Genomic DNA, 16,799 nt, shown 5'->3' with positions numbered 1-16,799 from the left:
CGTAGAGAGTTTAAATCGTATTTTTGTGCTATGCAAAAATTCAAAGATCGCTGGGAAATTCAGGCTAACTGGCAATTAATTTTTCCCGTACTAGGAGTCGTAAGTTTATTATTCTCTTCATTCCTTTTGGCAAGAGGAATCATCTCCAATTTCTTTACGTTATCAGAAGACAAGGAACTTTTTATTATTACTATTTCTGTAATATCTTTACTACTTTTTATAGTTCTATTGGTAATAACACTAAAACTATTCAAAGCTTTAGAAACTAGATGGAATGTTACGTATCGCTGGGAACTTATAGCCATCTTTATTGCTTTTGCAATTACTGGTTCTACCTCGGCTAGAATATCTGATCCGATTTTATCTTTGATAGGCTTGAGCAAGGAAACAACCAATGGATGGATCTACTGGCCTTTAAGAATTTTCTTAATATTCCCAATATACCAAGTAATTTTACTAATAGTCGGGTGGCTATTTGGTCAATTCAAATTCTTCTGGTGGTTCGAAAAAAAAATGCTTCGTAGAATGGGATTTGCTAAGTTTTTGAAAGACTAAGAAGGGTCTACCTCCATTACGTCTCCTTTAACTTTTTCTTTTTTCACAACATATGTATAAATCCACATCAACGTAAATGTCGGAATAAAATCCAATCCTGGAAAACCTTCTTCAATCAAGGTAAAAAATCCTGCAGCCTTCCCTACTTTACCTTTGTACATTTTAGTCATTAACCATCCTGCTAAAGGAGCCCAAGCAATGTCTATTATCTCGGTAAAAGGAGGAAAAATGTAAGATAGCATTCCAATGGCATCAAATAAGATACTAAGTGCTAACTTTTTTGTTTTGTTTTCTGTCATATACTATTATTTTGGGTTCTTTAATTTACACAAAATAAAGCAAATAGCATTCCAAAATAATAGTATGCCAAATCGGCGGTTATTCATCTCAAAAATTCTGTTCTTGTTTCTATTTTATCAAACTGTCCTCTAAATCCAGATGTGTGGTTACTGAATTTTGTTTTTGTACACCGCGTATCATCAGTAACTTTTATATTATATTCTTCTAACTTGTTATATGGTATCCGTACTAATTTTTCTCTTATTTCAATTTACTCTTAAAAGTGTTTTGTAATTTACTTAGTTTGGGATTAATCACAAACTGGCAATAACCTTGTTCACTATTTTGATTATAATAATTCTGATGATACTCTTCTGCATTATAAAATGGGCCAAGCGGAGTTATTTCGGTAACAATTGGATTATCAAAAACACCTTCAGCATTTAAATAATCTATCATTTGTTGTGCTAGCTTGTTTTGTTCTTCATTTTCATAAAAAATAGCACTCCTGTATTGTGTACCTCGATCGGCACCTTGTCTATTTAGTGTAGTAGGATCATGAGTTGCAAAAAAAACTTCTAATAACTCCCAAAAAGTAATCTGATCAGCATCGAATTCAATTTTTATAGCTTCGGCATGACCAGTTCTTCCTGTAGTAATTTCGCGATAAGCTGGGTTTTTAATAGTTCCTCCTGTATATCCAGAAATAACTTTTTCCACTCCTTGCAAACGTTGAAAAACAGCCTCAGTACACCAAAAGCAACCACCAGCAAAAACAGCTGTATGTAAGTTATTATTTCCCATAATATTGTTAAAAAATAAGTATTGTTGAACGAATGTACATATATAGTAAACAGCTATGACGCTTTTTAACTTTTCATTAGTATGTCATTTATCTGTAAAGCATAGTTTTGCAAATAAGTCAAAAAAGTAAGGATTTTTTTACAAAATATGGAAAGAAACATACGCCCTATCTTCAGTGTGCTAATTTTATTGCATGCCTTTTACTTATTTGGTCAAGAAAAAAAACAAATTACTGCCCATAGAATATCTACTCCCCCAAAAATTGACGGTATTTTAAATGACGATGTTTGGCAAAATATAGAGCCATCTGGAGACTTCAAGATGTGGCAACCTGGAAATGAAGGAACTATACCCGATAATGTAAGAACCGAAGTAAAAATGGCTTATGACGATAAAGCTGTATATTTTGCTGCCTATTTATATGATGATCAACCAGATAAAATCTTAAAACAGTTTAGTCAGAGAGACAATGTTTTTGCACAAGCAGATTTTTTTAATATTTCGATAAACACCTACAATGACGGGATTAATGAAACCCGATTCTTTATAACGAGCGCCGGAACGATTGGAGATGCTAGAGCTGATCAGTTTAATGAAGATTTTAGTTACAATGTAGTTTTTAGTGCCAAAATTTCCTATGATGATAAAGGGTGGTATGCTGAGTTTAAAATTCCTTATAATGCCTTACGTTTCCCAGAAGTGGAGGTGCAGGATTGGAGTATTAACTTTTTTAGACGCTTCCAAAACAGAAATGAAACCCACTCCTGGAATTTTATTGATAATGAAGTTGGACAGCGTACGCAATACAACGGAATTGTAAAAGGAGTTAAAAATATCAATCCACCTGTCAGACTTACTTTTTTTCCTTTTGTGCAAGGTTTGGTTTCTAGTACAGATGGGGAAACAGAAACTGATTTTAGTGCAGGCGTTGATGTAAAATATGGTTTAAGTGATAGTTTCACTCTAGATGCTACTTTGATACCTGATTTTGGTCAAGCAGCATTTGACGAAGTTCGATTAAATTTGGGGCCTTTTGAGCAAACATTCGGAGAGAATAGGCAATTTTTTACAGAAGGAACCGAATTATTTAATAAAGGAAGAATTTTCTTTTCTAGAAGGGTTGGTAACGGACCTACTGGTTTTGTTTCTGATGAAGATCTAAATGAGAATGAAGTTGCCGAAGATGCTCCTACAAAAGTGAATCTTTTAAATGCATTGAAAATATCAGGAAGAACCAAAGACAATCTAGGTATTGGTTTTTTTAATGCTATTACCGAAAAAACAGAAGTACGAATTACGGATACTATAACCGGAGAACAGCGATCTAAGGTAGTAGAACCTTTAGCAAACTACAATATCTTTGTGCTAGACCAACAGTTTAATCAAAATTCTTCATTATCACTCATTAATACCAATGTCACCAGAAACGGAAGTGATTTTAGAGATGCCAATGTAACTGGACTGGTGTGGAATTTAGCGAATAAAGCAAATTCATATCGGTTAACAGGTAGATCCATTGTGAGTCAGGTGAATCTTCCTGGAGATAATATTGCTGGATTTAGATCAGAACTAGATTTTGATCGTATCAAAGGAAAATGGAGATATGGTTTTGGGCATGATCTTGCGAACACCACATTTGATATCAATGATTTAGGTGTGAATTTTAGAAATAATTTTAACAGCTTTAGAATAAGTACTTCTTATCAAATTTTTGAACCAACAAAAGTGTTTAATAACTACAGGATTAATCTTTTTGCCAGGCACCGAAGATTATATGATCCGAGTGTTCAGACATCAAACTCTCTCGGAGTAGATTGGTTTTTTGTTACTCGCGAGCGTTTTGCTTTTGGTGGGTTTACCATTTATGATTCAGATACAGATGATTATTTTGAACCTCGCGTAGATGGAAGATTTGTGACCTTCAGTGAAAACCTGGGAGTAAATATGTGGGTATCGTCAGATTATCGAAAAAAATTCGCGTATGATGTCCGTCTTTTCCATCGAAATTGGTTCGAGGATAATCAACAAACCTACAGTATGAATCTTTCTCCGCGATATCGTTTTTCGGATAAATTATTAATGATTTGGACTACTGACTATTCTATTCGCAAAAGAAATTTTGGATATATTGATAATAATGATACCGATGTGTTTTTAGGACAAAGAGACATTACTACTATCGAAAACTCATTAAGTGCTAGTTATAATTTTGATCCTTATAAAGCCATCAATCTACGTTTTAGAAATTTTTGGAGTACGGCTGATTATTCCGAAAATGTTTTTTATGTCTTAAATGATAACGGTGGTAGAACACAAATTGAATATGACACTTCTGACAATGATCCTAATACCAATTTTAATATTTGGAATCTTGATCTAAGTTTTAGTTGGAGATTCGCTCCAGGAAGTGAAGCTACCCTACTCTACAGAAATCAAATTTTTAATCAAGATCAACTTTCTACAATAAATTATTCAGAAAGTTTGGATAATCTATTTGCGCAACCTATACAACATACACTTTCTTTAAGAGTGGTTTATTTTCTTGATGTTAATAATTTAAAAGGTTCTTTTAAGGGATAATTTTGGCGATTTTTAGGATATTTAACTAATTTCACCATCTGTACAAATTGAACTGATGATAAAAGCCAAAAATATTCATAAGAATTATGGTGATTTACATGTATTAAAAGGTGTAGATCTTCATATCAAAGAAGGAGAAGTTGTTTCTATAGTTGGTGCTTCTGGAGCAGGAAAAACTACCTTATTACAAATATTAGGAACCTTAGATAGAGCCTCTGAAGTAAAAGGAAGTGATTTATCTATTAACAACAATATCATCAATTTTTTATCGGAAAAACAATTATCAAAATTCCGAAACGAACAACTTGGTTTTATTTTTCAATTTCATCAATTACTACCAGAATTTACAGCCTTAGAGAATGTATGTATTCCTGCATTTATAAAAAAAGTACCTAAAGATGAAGCCGAAAAAAGGGCTAAAGAGCTTTTAGGTTTTTTAGGATTGTCACATCGATGTGATCACAAACCCAGTGAACTATCAGGAGGAGAACAGCAACGAGTTGCAGTAGCCAGATCATTAATAAACAACCCAAAAGTTATCTTCGCAGATGAGCCTTCTGGAAATCTGGATAGTGAATCAGCAGAAAACCTTCATAAACTATTCTTTAAACTTAGGGATGAATACGGACAGACCTTTGTGATCGTAACTCATAATGAAGAACTTGCTGATATGGCAGACAGAAAGTTGGTTATGGTAGATGGTAAAATAGTTGATAAATCCTAACCTTCCTTTGCTTTTGGAATAGCAATTTGATCTAAGATCTTGTGAAGAAATTAAACCAAAAAGAACTTAAAGAATTTCTTGATGAAAAAGCTGCCTTCTATGAACAGCCAAAGTTTATAGAAACAGATCCTGTACAAATACCACATCTTTTTACTCAGAAAGAAGATATTGAAATAGCTGGTTTTCTAACGGCTACTATTTCTTGGGGAAATCGTAAAAGCATTCTCACTAATGCACATCGGTTAATGGAAATGCTAGGAAACTCTCCTTATGATTTCGTAATGAATCACTCAAATACTGATTTAGAAAATTTAGAAGGTTTTGTACATAGAACTTTTAATGACAAAGATCTTCTATATTTTATCAAAGCATTAAAACACCTCTATACAAAATATGGTGATATGGAAGGATTCTTTAAGCAATACGCTCAGGAAGAATTTTTACAAGATGCTATTCACTACTTTAAAAAGGAATTTTTTAGTCTCCCACATTTACCAAGAACTGAAAAACACGTTAGTGACCCACATAAAAATTCTGCAGCTAAAAGAATCAATATGTTTTTTAGGTGGATGGTTAGAGAGGCGGGAGCTGGTGTAGATTTAGGTATCTGGAAAAATATTTCTCCTTCTCAACTTTCTTGTCCATTGGATGTCCACTCTGGTAATGTCGCTAGAAAATTACATCTAATCAGCAGAAAGCAAAATGATGCCAAAGCATTGCGTCTCCTCGATAATAACTTACGATTATTAGACCCATCTGATCCAGTAAAATATGACTATGCATTATTTGGATTGGGTGTTTTTGAAAAATTTTAGTTTAGAATAATCCTAAAACCTTCTCCTAAAGTTCTCAAAGAAGTTACCATAATACATTTTGCTTTAATAAAATTTACGCAGTCATGAAATTAACTTACAACTCCTTGCTCTATTTTATGGATTGTTACGTCCTAAACCAATCTCTTTTTTAAGATATTGTTTATTAAAACATTAAACCAAGAATATAATAAAACTCTACACAAGATTTTCTTGAACTTAAATAAAAAAGAATTAGATTATAATTTTTTATTAACGTTTGGTCGAATACACATTGGTAAATCTTAATTTTTAATATTTTTTTGTTAATTTTATTAAGAATTGTTTCACACAAGGCAATTCTTGATGAAGATGATTATACCCGGACTCCCCATAAATGAAGATTTTAGAATTGAGGCTTTACATTCATTAGATATACTGGATACAGAACCTGAAAATGAATTTGATGAAATCACAACACTTGCAGCCTATCTTTGTGATACTGAAATAGCGCTCATTTCCCTTGTCGATTCAGATCGAGAATGGTTCAAGTCTGCACATAATTTTAATACTAAAGAAATACATAGAGATCATTCTTTTTGTGCACATTCTATCTTACAACCTGAAACTCCTTTAATTATAACTGATGCTAGAAAGGATTCTCGTTTCAAGGATAATCCATATACATTAAACGGAACTATAATCTTTTATGCAGGGGTTCCATTAATAGATAAAAATGGTTTCGCGTTAGGAACTTTATGTGTTATCGATAGTAAACCTAAAGAACTTACCAATAAACAATTGGAAGCACTAAAATCATTAGCTCATCAGGTGGTGATTCTCTTTGAACTCAATAAAAAGAACAAAGACCTAGAAAAAATAGAGAATAAACTCAGAAAGCGAAATGAATCTTTAAAAGATTTTGCAAGAGTAATATCTCATGATCTTAAAATGCCTTTAGCTAATGTAATTACCACATCGGATCTGTTAAAACTAAAATTAGCGAATGATCTAGATCAGGAAACTTCAGAGTATTTTGAATATATCAAACAGTCTTCGTTTACGATGAGTGATTATATCAATGATGTACTCGACCATTATGAAAGTGACAGCCTTGCACAACATAAACCAGAATTATTCAAACTAAATCATTTATTAAAAGAAATAGCAGAATTATTAAGTATTAAACCGGATTGTACCATTAATTTTCCAGAGTCTAATCCTACTTTAGAATGTAATAAGTCTGCTCTGAAACAAATATTCTTCAATCTTATTGGCAATAGTATAAAGTATAATGATAAAGATCATATTCTAATAGACATCAAACATTGTGAAGATAAAATGTTCTATTATTTTAAAGTAGTTGATAATGGTATGGGAATTCCTAATGACAAAATAAATACCATTTTTGATTTATTCACTACTGCCAACGGTACAGATCGAAGTGGAAATAAAGGTAATGGTATTGGTCTTTCTACTGTTAAAAAACTAGTAGAATCCTTAGGAGGGCGTATTAAGGTACAATCTACTTTAGGTATTCAAACAATTTTTGATTTTTCTATCAAAAAGCAAATAGAAAGTTAAGATAAACTAGCAACGCAGGCTTCCGCACACTTTTCTCCATCTATAGCTGCAGAAATAATTCCACCAGCATATCCAGCTCCTTCTCCACAAGGATACAGACCTTTTATTTGAGTATGCTCTAGCGTCTTTCTATCTCTAGGAATCCTAACAGGCGATGATGTTCTGGATTCGGGAGCATGTGCAACTGCTTCATTTGTTAGATAACCTCGCATACTTTTATCGAAAGCCTTAAAACCTTCTTTTAGCGTTTCATAAATAAATTGTGGAAACACTTCACTCATATCTATAGAACTTAAACCTGGCTTATAAGAAGTTTCAGGTAAATCAGTGGATACGCTTCCGTTTGTAAGATCTACTAATCGTTGAGCAGGTACCTTCTGCGTTTCTCCAGCTAAATGCCATGCTTGTTGTTCTATTCTTTTTTGAAAATACATTCCTGCTAAAGGACCATACTCCGAAAAATCTTTAAAATCCTCCAATCGAAGTTCAACCACAATACCACTATTAGAGGTAGGTTGATCCCTTTTAGATGGTGACCATCCATTCGTAACTACTTCGCCAGGACTGGTCGCACAAGGAGCAATAACACCTCCTGGACACATACAAAATGAATACATTCCTCTTCCTCCTACTTGTTTTACAATACTATATGGAGATGGCGGAAGAAAAGGACCACGAGTAGGACATTTATATTGTATCTGATCAATCAACTGTTGTGAGTGTTCCACTCGCACTCCTAAAGCAAAAGGCTTTGCTTCTATTTCAACTTTTTTGCGATATAATAATTCAAAAATATCACGAGCAGAATGTCCAGTAGCCAAAATGACTTTTTTGGCATCTATAATATCTCCATTGTGTGTAATAACACCTCGTATTTCGTTATGTAGAATTTTTAAATCTGTTACTCTTGTTTCGAAAAGTACCTTGCCACCATGATCTATAATCTTATTTCTTATCGCCGCAATGATTCCTGGTAATTTGTTTGTACCAATATGTGGATGCGCTTCGACAAGAATCTGATCCGTAGCTCCAAAACCGACTAAAAGCCGTAAAATTCGATTGACGTCACCTCTTTTTTTAGATCTTGTGTACAATTTACCATCGCTATAGGTTCCTGCACCTCCTTCTCCAAAACAATAGTTAGAATCTTCATGTACTATATGATCCCGATTAATTGCTTTCAGATCCCTTCTCCTACTTCGTACATCTTTACCCCTTTCTATAACAATGGGTTTATATCCTAGTTCTATGCATTTTAACGCAGCAAATAATCCTGCTGGACCAGCTCCGATAATTACTACTTCTGCAGCATTAGATACATCCGGATAATCTGGTAATAAAATAGGTTCTTCTGTAAATTTTTCATTTACATAAACCCTTATCTTTAGATTTACCTTAATCACCCGTTGACGTGCATCTATCGATCGTTTTAGGATCTGCACATGTCTGATATCTTCAATAGGTATGTTGTTTTGTATTGAAACCTGTTTTTTTAACAAATCAGGATTTCCAGCTACTTCAGGTAATACTTGTATGCTAAATTCGTATTGCAAAGAGATATGATATTTAGTTTTTTGCGAAGATACAACCTTAGGATAGATATATCTATGTAAAAATATTTCTCGATTGATTTCAGGATCAAGGCCTTTCTAATTATAGAAACTATTTAACTTTTTTTAATCTTTAAGTTTCTATATTTGAATTGAACAAACAAACAATTTAACTCATGAAAAAACTATTTTTATTAGCAATAATGCTTATTGGTTTTACTTCGATTTCCAACGCACAACGTTTAAAGTTGGGAGTTAAGGGAGGAATTAACTTATCTACAATCAATGGAGATGACGCTAATTCGAATTTTGATGCCAGAACTGGATATCATATTGGAGTTGCTGCTCAAATAGGATTACCTGGTAAATTTGCATTACAACCAGAAATCATCTATTCTGCCCAAGGTTCCGATGACTTAGATATAGACTATGTAAACGTTCCTATTTTAGTAAAATATAAGTTTTTGAAGTTCTTAAGTTTTGAAGCGGGACCACAATTCGGAATATTGGTAAACGATGAATATCCTGAAGCGTTCGAAACCAAAAGTTTTGACCTAAGTGTGGCTGCAGGTGCTGGGGTAGAATTTGGAAAATTCTTTGCGCAAGCAAGATATAATTATGGTTTTACTGATGTAGTAGAAAACAATGATGTTAAGAATGGTACGTTTCAACTTTCTGTCGGGTATTATTTCTTATAACATTTCCTAATTTAAAGATTGGAAAAAGCGGAAGGATTCTTCCGCTTTTTTATTTTACAACAATATTTTTAAAATTTTAAAGTATAAAATCAGATTAAGGAATTATCTTACCTAAAAATTAGTTAACCCTAAACCGTCAATATCAAATCTTATAGTATATTTGACAAACGTTACTCGCGAATGCAATTTAAAAACCCAGAATTCCTTTATGCTTTATTTGCGCTTGTTATCCCTATCATAGTTCATTTATTTCAGTTAAGACGTTTTCAGAAAGTACCTTTTACCAATGTTCAGTTTTTAAAAGCAGTTACGATACAAACTCGTAAGAGTTCCCAAATCAAAAAATGGCTTACGCTAATTACACGGTTACTTATCTTCGCTGCTATTATTCTTGCTTTTGCACAACCATTTCTAGCTTCTGAAGAAATTGTGAATAAAAAGAGTGAAGTTGCGATTTATTTAGACAACTCCTTTAGCATGCAAGCAAAAGGCGCAAAAGGCGCTTTGTTACAACGCGCTGTACAAGAATTATTAAGTTCTTTAGCAGAAGATGAAACCGTATCCGTCTTTACCAATACAGAAACATTTAGACAAGTAAACAAAAAAGACATCCTCAATGATCTTTTGCAATTAGAGTATACTTCTAACCAAATCTCTTATACTGCTGCTTATCTGAAGGGAAAGGAACTGCTCGGAAATGCTCCAGAAACATTGAAACGAATGATTATGGTGTCTGATTTTCAGCAAAAAGATGAGAATTTTGATATACCTTCCGATTCATCTATTAAAACAAATCTTGTTCAACTCAAACCCGTAACACAACAAAACATAGCTATTGATAGCTTATACGTTAATCGTAACCAAAATAATGAGCTTGTTCTTAATGCTCTTCTAAGTAATGCTGACAAAAAACCCGATAATGTTGCAGTCGCTTTATATAATGACACCAAGCTTCTTGCAAAAACAACGATTCCAATAAATGCCAATGGTACTGCTCGTACGGAATTTAAGATAGATGAAAATACTAAAATCAACGGACGTGTGATGATCGAGGATCCTGCACTAACCTTTGATAACTATAGATACTTTACGATTAATACCCCAGAAAAGATAAAAGTAGTTGCGATCAATGAAGCCAAGGATGCTTTTCTAAAAAACATTTATACAAAAGATGAATTTTCGTTGATCAGTACTCCTTTCAATGAACTTAATTATAATGATATTAGTAATGCCAATCTTGTTGTCATTAATGAACTAAAACAAATACCTATTTCTTTAATAAATACACTTAAACAGTTTACAGATCAAGGCGGAAGTATTTGTTTTATTCCGGCAACAGATGGTAACTTAGCTTCTTATCAACAATTGATTAATAGTTTTTCTGCGGAGAGTTTTCTTTCTCTGAAAACACAAGAAAAGAAAATAACCGGAATTAACTTCTCTCATCCACTGTATAAAGGAGTATTTGATAAACCCGTAACTAATTTTCAGTATCCAAAAGTTAACACCTATTATCAAGCTTCTCCAAATAATACTATCATTTCATTTGAAGACAAAGCGCCTTTCCTGTATAAAACAAATGCGTTGTATGTGTTTACAGCTTCATTGAATGATGAGAATTCCAATTTCCAGAATTCACCACTAATTGTACCTACGTTGTATAACATTGGTAAGCAAAGTTTAAAGTTACCGGATATTTCCTATATCATTGGTCAAACGAACACCTATGATGTTCCTATTTCTCTAGGTCAGGATGGTATTTTATCTTTACAATCAGATAAAGAAAGTAGTATTCCTTTGCAGCAAAGTTTTAGTTCTAAAGTAAAAATTACTACTGAAGATGTTCCTTCGAAGGCAGGTATTTATGCGCTTAAAGACAAGGAAAATATTATTCAACATGTAAGTTATAATTATAATAATCAAGAGAGTCATTTACAATATTATAACCTATCCACAAATTCTTCGTATCAAGTTAGTGACTCGGTTTCTAATCTATTTGAAGAAATAAAAGAAGAAACCAGTATTCACGAACTTTGGAAATGGTTTATTATTTTTGCCTTGATTTTCTTATTAATCGAAATCTTATTACTAAAATATCTCAAATGAATTTCTTATTAAAGGCTGCTACTGTTATTGATCCCTCCTCTCCTTTTCATAATCAAACAGTAGATATTCTCATTGAAAATGGAATCATAAAAGATATAGATGCTTTATTAGAAGTTTCAGAAGATGTAGAGGAAATTAAACTACATAATCTTCATGTTTCTAAAGGGTGGTTTGATAGCAGTGTGAGTTATGGTGAGCCTGGTTATGAGGAGCGTGAAACTATAGAAAATGGACTTTTTGTTGCGGCAAAAAGTGGGTTTACCGGAATTGCATTAAACCCTAACACATTACCTATTACAGATACAAGTGCTTCTGTTGGTTTTTTAAAAGGAAAATCATTGCAAAATGCTGTAAGCTTATACCCTATTGGAGCATTAACAGTAAAGTCTGAAGGTGTAGATCTCGCAGAGTTATATGATATGCAGCAAGCAGGAGCTATTGCTTTTGGTGATTATAAAAAAGCTATTCAAAATCCGAATTTACTTAAGATCGCCTTATTATATGCTCAAAACTTTGATGGTTTAGTACTTTCCTATCCTCAGGATAATAGCATAGCAGGAAAAGGAATGGTACACGAGGAGGAACAAAGTACACTTTTGGGATTAAAGGGGATTCCAGCGCTTGCAGAAGAATTACAAATTTCGAGAGATTTGTTTTTACTGGAATATACTGGCGGTAAATTGCACATTCCTACCATTTCTACAGCAAAATCAGTACAGCTCATAAGAGAGGCAAAAGCAAAAGGATTACAAGTTACTTGTAGTGTTTCGGTACATCATTTATATCTTACCGATCAGGAGTTAAGTAGTTTTGACACCAACTATAAAGTACTGCCTCCTTTAAGAACACAAAAAGATATAGAAGCATTGCTTGAAGGTATCAAGGATGGAACGATTGATATGGTTACTAGTGATCATCAACCTATAGATATTGAGCATAAAAAAGTAGAATTCGATAATGCTAAGTACGGTACCATTGGCTTAGAAAGTACTTTCGGAATTTTAAATAGTATTTTAAGTCTAGAACAAACTATAAATGTATTGACGAGTGGAAGAGATGTATTTAAAGTAGAAAACATTTCTATCGATAAAGGAAATAAAGCGAACTTATCACTATTTAACCCCAAAGGAACTACTACTTTTTCATTAGATCATGTATTTTCTACTTCCAAAAACAGTGCTTTTATGGGAAAAGAAATTACTGGGAATGTTTATGGAGTAATTTCTAACGGAAAAGGAATCATATAATAATACTAAGCAAATTATGGAATCAGATTACGCAAAACAAGGTAAAACAGCTGCCGTTGTAGCCTACCTAACTTTAATAGGAACGATCATTGCCTTTTTTATAAATCAAGAAGATAAAAATACTTTTGCTTATTTCCATATTAGACAAGCATTAGGTATCAATATTGGATTTTATTTACTTGGAGCTTTAGTAAGTATTTTTGATTCATGGCTCATCTCCTCATCATTTTATGTTTTTATATTCGTAATATGGTTTTATGGTATTATTACCGCAGTAAAAGAAGAACAAAAAACTGTTCCTTTGGTTGGCAAACAATTCCAACAATGGTTCTCTTCTATTAAATAATTACAAAAGTTATAAATTATTCCGTTGTAAACTTGGTGAGTTTTAAATCTGGAGATAGTTCTATTACCAAAATAATTGAATCACTTTCTGATTGTATTAGATAACGATGGCCCCCATCTTTATCCATAAAATCAAACTCAGAAAACTTACCCTGATCTTCTAGTGTTTTTGTTAAAAATGCTTTTAACTTATCTAGTGGATAACTTGCTTGTAAATCTGCAGAAAATTGATCGAAAATTTTTTGAGCATCACTAGCATTATAAGAGGTTATAATATTTTTCAAAGTGTTTTCATAATCTGCATCTGTTTGTGCTACTGTAATTTGAAAACAAAACAACAAACAAATAAAAATAAGTTTTTTCATGGTACGATCTACTTAATTAGGTTTTAAAAGGGAGTCGAAAAAGGGAATATTCCACAATTCAAAACCAAAAGTAAGTATTAATACGTATATTACAAATAAGAATAATCTAATTTTATAAACAAAAAGCTGACAATCTTTATGAAATTCATAAAAAAAACTGAGAAATTGATTTCTCAGTTTTTTTAAAATTCTATTGATAAGCAACTATTCTGCTGGTTTAGGACTCCATTTTAAGAAATTTGGTTTTACAACTAACATTGCCCATCCCCAGTTTTGCAAACCGCTTGAATCTGTAACACCTTTAAGCACCTCCATACTGTCTCCTGCAAACATCTGAGAATATCCGATCTTTAAGGTAGCAAATGATAATATTTTTTGAGTAAATACCAGATCCAATTCTGTACCTAAATACTTATCATCTGTTCCAGCAATGTCCTCAGCAGCAGAAAAATAATGAAGTTTAGCTAAAAAACTATTTGTTTTTCCTGTCTTGATAACCGCTTTAGCATATAAATCTTGTAATCCTACACTATTAGCATGATTTCCAACAAAGAAATAATCCATATATCCATTAAACTTATGGTTGGTTCCAAAAATTGGGAAGAACGATTTAATTTCTCCATCAGTTCCTCCATTATCATCACCACTTAAGATTTCTCCTCCAAGACCAAATAGGGTTTTACCTGGTTTATAAGTTACTTCAAGCGCTGCATTGTAGGCAGATAAATCCACAGTTTCTGTAAATTTTCCTGTTTGTCCATATAAGTTTACAGCAATTTTTAATCCTTTTGCTGGTTTAGCTACGAAATGTGTCCCAAAAGTCTGTCTATTTACTGTTCCATCGATTGGTGTTTGTCCATCCGAAGGATCAAGGTTCTGGTAAGAATTATTTACAAACAAGAAACTTCCAGAGAATTTAGCCCAGTCTTTATGCAACCAAGCGTATGCCATGCCTTTATAATCAAACACTGCTCTGGCATCTCCATCATTATTAGGATCAAATAAGGTGTTTATTCTACTAAGACCATTCTGGTTAAAAGAGAATCCAAGATCTAATTTAAAACCGTTATCATTTTTATAGCGCACTAAAGCTGCATCATGAAATCTTCCTTGCATTGCCCAATCTAAACCTCCTAAGATTCTTTGATCATCGTATGATAGTGCCTGTCTTCCTAGTTTTGTAGACCATCCTTTTCCAAATTTAAAATCTATCCAGGCTTGTGCCAGTGAGAAACTATTATTACTATCGGCAGCAGCAATCTGCGGCGTATCTCCCCATACACTAACGTCCTGAACACTCACATAAGCAGCAAATTTATCTGCAGTATATCCAAATTTTAATCGAGAACGTTGTTGAACAAAAATAGCAGCATCCACTCCAGAAGGAACAAGATTACCAAAACCTCGCAAATATTCTGCTCGTGGCCTTATGTCTGCATCTATACTTAATTCTTGTGACGTAACAGTACTAATACATAATAAAAAAGTACAAATCACTAGTTGTAAAGTTTTTTTCATTTTAAGTGGTTTTTTGAGTTAATTTGAAATATTGGTAAAAAAAATGCGTATTTAACACTTGATTAAAATACGCAATTTTCCCCGTTTTAAACCTGACTTAATCTAGTAATTATATTTTTACTTTTTCATATAATCCAGTTACTGCATTGAAAGCCTTTGTTAAATCGTTACTAATTTGATACATCTCAGAAGGCTTAAAACCTTGATTCATCAATTTCTCTTTATTGTTTTTTACATTCTCCCACTTGGTCATGGCAACTCCTAATTTCTCATCAATCTTTTCATTATTAAAATTTGAAATCAACAACATCGTGATAGCTCCATCTATTTCGTTAAAAACGTTACTAAGCATAGACTCCGAATTTTTAGTCTTTAGAGTAGTTTGATTTGCAAAATAATATAATGCCAATCGCTGAGATAACATACGCTGTCTACCTGCCATATTGATCATTTTTTTAAGCTCTAAATCAGATTCTCCTAGACCTTCATCCTCTAACAGATTATCATCACTTTTATTAGCACCTTTTGATTCTACAATAACTGCTGATACTACATCATTTGTAGCTTTTAACAGATCTGTATTTAGATCAATGATTTTCTTAGCATTATCATAATTTGGTGTACTCTCGATAAGCTTTTTAAATTCAATCCAGATTTTATCTACTTTAGTAAGTCTATCTTTCGTTAATTTATATCCAGAATTTTGTCTAATGATACCATTTTGTTTTTCAAAAATGATTTTACTAGTTAAAAGGTCTCTCTTAACTTTGGCATCGCTAGGATTTTCGACCAGATAGAGGTATGATTTTGCCATTTTTTGGCTTAACATTCTTTGTTTTCCAGAAATATTAACCGCTTTATTAAAAGTTAACATTCCATATTTCATATTTTGTTGTGCACATATCGAACTCGTGCTAGATATTCCAATTCCAATAGATAGGAATAATATCATAAATTTAAATGTAAAACTATTTTTCATTGTTTAATTTTTAAAATTGAGATTAATTTTAGTATTCCTCTAGTGCTAGTTGAGTGATTTTATTATCGGTAGATAATCCTAATATCAATATGGTAGAAGAATTATCGAATTCCATTAAATAATGTTTAGTACCTTCGTCATCCATTAAAAATGAAGAGGATCCCATTTTACCTTTTTTATTATGGTTATCTGTGATAAAAGTTTTTACTTTATCTAATGTGAATGAAGATTGAAGTTCGGGAGAAAACAATCCAAATATCTGATCTGCATCATTAGCATTATACGCATCTGCTATCTTAGTGACAGTCATTTTATAACTATCCTCAGTTTGAATAAAACTAGAACAAATACATAGTATTAATAAAAGAGTAATTTTTTTCATAAGATTTAGGGTTAAAATATTATAAGATTTAAGGTTATTAGTTACACTTTAGTTATTTCGAAATAGTTAACGTATAGACTCAAAATTATCCAGAAATCCTTTAAAACACATCGCTAATCGACGAAGCACAAATTACATACGTTAAGTAGCCTGATATAGTCGATAACTATAATTTATATGATCAATAATAATTTTTTACTAATCCAGTTAACTAAATAATAGTACATTGACAAAGAACGTTTAGATTGTTTAAAAGCAATATAAATACTTAATTTTTAAATAAATACATTTA

General features: G+C 32.4%; 16 protein-coding genes. 9 read left to right on the top strand and 7 right to left on the bottom strand.

Annotation, left to right across the window (positions count from 1 at the left end):
• Positions 1 to 30 precede the first annotated feature (30 nt).
• Positions 31 to 555 carry a DUF6787 family protein gene (locus tag Q1B37_RS04690; RefSeq protein WP_299896024.1) on the top strand — a complete coding sequence of 175 codons (525 nt, stop codon included), beginning with the start codon at positions 31 to 33 and terminating at the stop codon, positions 553 to 555.
• On the opposite strand, the gene Q1B37_RS04685 is transcribed toward Q1B37_RS04690, so the two are convergent.
• Together Q1B37_RS04685 and msrA are read right to left on the bottom strand one after the other, a co-directional pair.
• Complete coding sequence (locus Q1B37_RS04685) at positions 552 to 854, bottom strand: hypothetical protein (RefSeq protein WP_299896021.1); 303 nt, start codon at positions 852 to 854, stop codon at positions 552 to 554. The two genes, Q1B37_RS04690 and Q1B37_RS04685, sit on opposite strands and share 4 nt — an antisense overlap.
• 241 nt (positions 855 to 1,095) lie before the next feature.
• Complete coding sequence (gene msrA / locus Q1B37_RS04680) at positions 1,096 to 1,638, bottom strand: peptide-methionine (S)-S-oxide reductase MsrA (protein WP_299896018.1); 543 nt, start codon at positions 1,636 to 1,638, stop codon at positions 1,096 to 1,098.
• Positions 1,639 to 1,785: 147 nt separating this feature from the next.
• On the opposite strand from msrA, the gene Q1B37_RS04675 reads away from it, so the two are divergent.
• From Q1B37_RS04675 to Q1B37_RS04660, 4 genes are all read left to right on the top strand, one after another.
• Positions 1,786 to 4,218 (top strand): DUF5916 domain-containing protein, encoded by a 2,433-nt coding sequence (locus tag Q1B37_RS04675; protein WP_299896016.1) that lies wholly within the window; start codon positions 1,786 to 1,788, stop codon positions 4,216 to 4,218.
• A 55-nt stretch (positions 4,219 to 4,273) separates the two neighbouring features.
• Positions 4,274 to 4,942: an ABC transporter ATP-binding protein gene (locus Q1B37_RS04670; protein ID WP_299602101.1), complete on the top strand. Its 669-nt coding sequence runs from the start codon at positions 4,274 to 4,276 to the stop codon at positions 4,940 to 4,942.
• A gap of 41 nt (positions 4,943 to 4,983) precedes the next feature.
• Positions 4,984 to 5,757, top strand: a complete 774-nt coding sequence (locus tag Q1B37_RS04665; RefSeq protein ID WP_299896014.1) for a TIGR02757 family protein — start codon at positions 4,984 to 4,986, stop codon at positions 5,755 to 5,757.
• Positions 5,758 to 6,099: 342 nt separating this feature from the next.
• Positions 6,100 to 7,317: a GAF domain-containing sensor histidine kinase gene (locus Q1B37_RS04660; RefSeq protein WP_366944296.1), complete on the top strand. Its 1,218-nt coding sequence runs from the start codon at positions 6,100 to 6,102 to the stop codon at positions 7,315 to 7,317.
• On the opposite strand, the gene Q1B37_RS04655 is transcribed toward Q1B37_RS04660, so the two are convergent.
• On the bottom strand, positions 7,314 to 8,870 hold the full coding sequence (locus Q1B37_RS04655) for an NAD(P)/FAD-dependent oxidoreductase (RefSeq protein ID WP_299896012.1): 1,557 nt from the start codon (positions 8,868 to 8,870) through the stop codon (positions 7,314 to 7,316). The genes Q1B37_RS04660 and Q1B37_RS04655 overlap by 4 nt on opposite strands.
• Positions 8,871 to 9,043: 173 nt before the next feature.
• Here Q1B37_RS04655 and Q1B37_RS04650 point away from each other — a divergent pair, with 173 nt between their 5' ends.
• The 4 genes from Q1B37_RS04650 to Q1B37_RS04635 all read left to right on the top strand — a co-directional run bounded on the left by Q1B37_RS04650 (position 9,044) and on the right by Q1B37_RS04635 (position 13,264).
• The gene (locus Q1B37_RS04650) at positions 9,044 to 9,565 is read left to right on the top strand and encodes a porin family protein (RefSeq protein ID WP_299602110.1); all 522 of its coding nucleotides are present in this window, start codon (positions 9,044 to 9,046) and stop codon (positions 9,563 to 9,565) included.
• A 180-nt stretch (positions 9,566 to 9,745) separates the two neighbouring features.
• Positions 9,746 to 11,671, top strand: coding sequence for a BatA and WFA domain-containing protein (locus Q1B37_RS04645; RefSeq protein WP_299896011.1), 1,926 nt, complete (start codon positions 9,746 to 9,748; stop codon positions 11,669 to 11,671).
• Complete coding sequence (locus Q1B37_RS04640; RefSeq protein ID WP_299896008.1) at positions 11,668 to 12,918, top strand: dihydroorotase; 1,251 nt, start codon at positions 11,668 to 11,670, stop codon at positions 12,916 to 12,918. Before Q1B37_RS04645 ends, Q1B37_RS04640 begins: the two co-directional genes overlap by 4 nt.
• A gap of 16 nt (positions 12,919 to 12,934) precedes the next feature.
• Complete coding sequence (locus Q1B37_RS04635) at positions 12,935 to 13,264, top strand: hypothetical protein (RefSeq protein ID WP_299602119.1); 330 nt, start codon at positions 12,935 to 12,937, stop codon at positions 13,262 to 13,264.
• Between the two features lie 16 nt (positions 13,265 to 13,280).
• Here Q1B37_RS04635 and Q1B37_RS04630 read toward each other — a convergent pair whose 3' ends face one another.
• The 4 genes from Q1B37_RS04630 to Q1B37_RS04615 all read right to left on the bottom strand — a co-directional run bounded on the left by Q1B37_RS04630 (position 13,281) and on the right by Q1B37_RS04615 (position 16,507).
• Complete coding sequence (locus Q1B37_RS04630) at positions 13,281 to 13,628, bottom strand: DUF3887 domain-containing protein (protein WP_299602122.1); 348 nt, start codon at positions 13,626 to 13,628, stop codon at positions 13,281 to 13,283.
• Between the two features lie 204 nt (positions 13,629 to 13,832).
• Complete coding sequence (locus tag Q1B37_RS04625) at positions 13,833 to 15,146, bottom strand: alginate export family protein (protein WP_299896005.1); 1,314 nt, start codon at positions 15,144 to 15,146, stop codon at positions 13,833 to 13,835.
• Positions 15,147 to 15,255: 109 nt separating this feature from the next.
• On the bottom strand, positions 15,256 to 16,125 hold the full coding sequence (locus Q1B37_RS04620; protein WP_299896004.1) for a type IV pili methyl-accepting chemotaxis transducer N-terminal domain-containing protein: 870 nt from the start codon (positions 16,123 to 16,125) through the stop codon (positions 15,256 to 15,258).
• A gap of 28 nt (positions 16,126 to 16,153) precedes the next feature.
• Positions 16,154 to 16,507, bottom strand: a complete 354-nt coding sequence (locus tag Q1B37_RS04615) for a hypothetical protein (RefSeq protein WP_299896002.1) — start codon at positions 16,505 to 16,507, stop codon at positions 16,154 to 16,156.
• Positions 16,508 to 16,799: the final 292 nt, after the last annotated feature.

Origin of the sequence: uncultured Aquimarina sp. (genome assembly GCF_947492965.1) — a bacterium.
Taxonomy (GTDB): Bacteria; Bacteroidota; Bacteroidia; order Flavobacteriales; family Flavobacteriaceae; genus Aquimarina.
The sequence above is the reverse complement of the archived record's forward strand: the minus strand, read 5'-3'. Positions and strand labels throughout refer to the sequence as shown.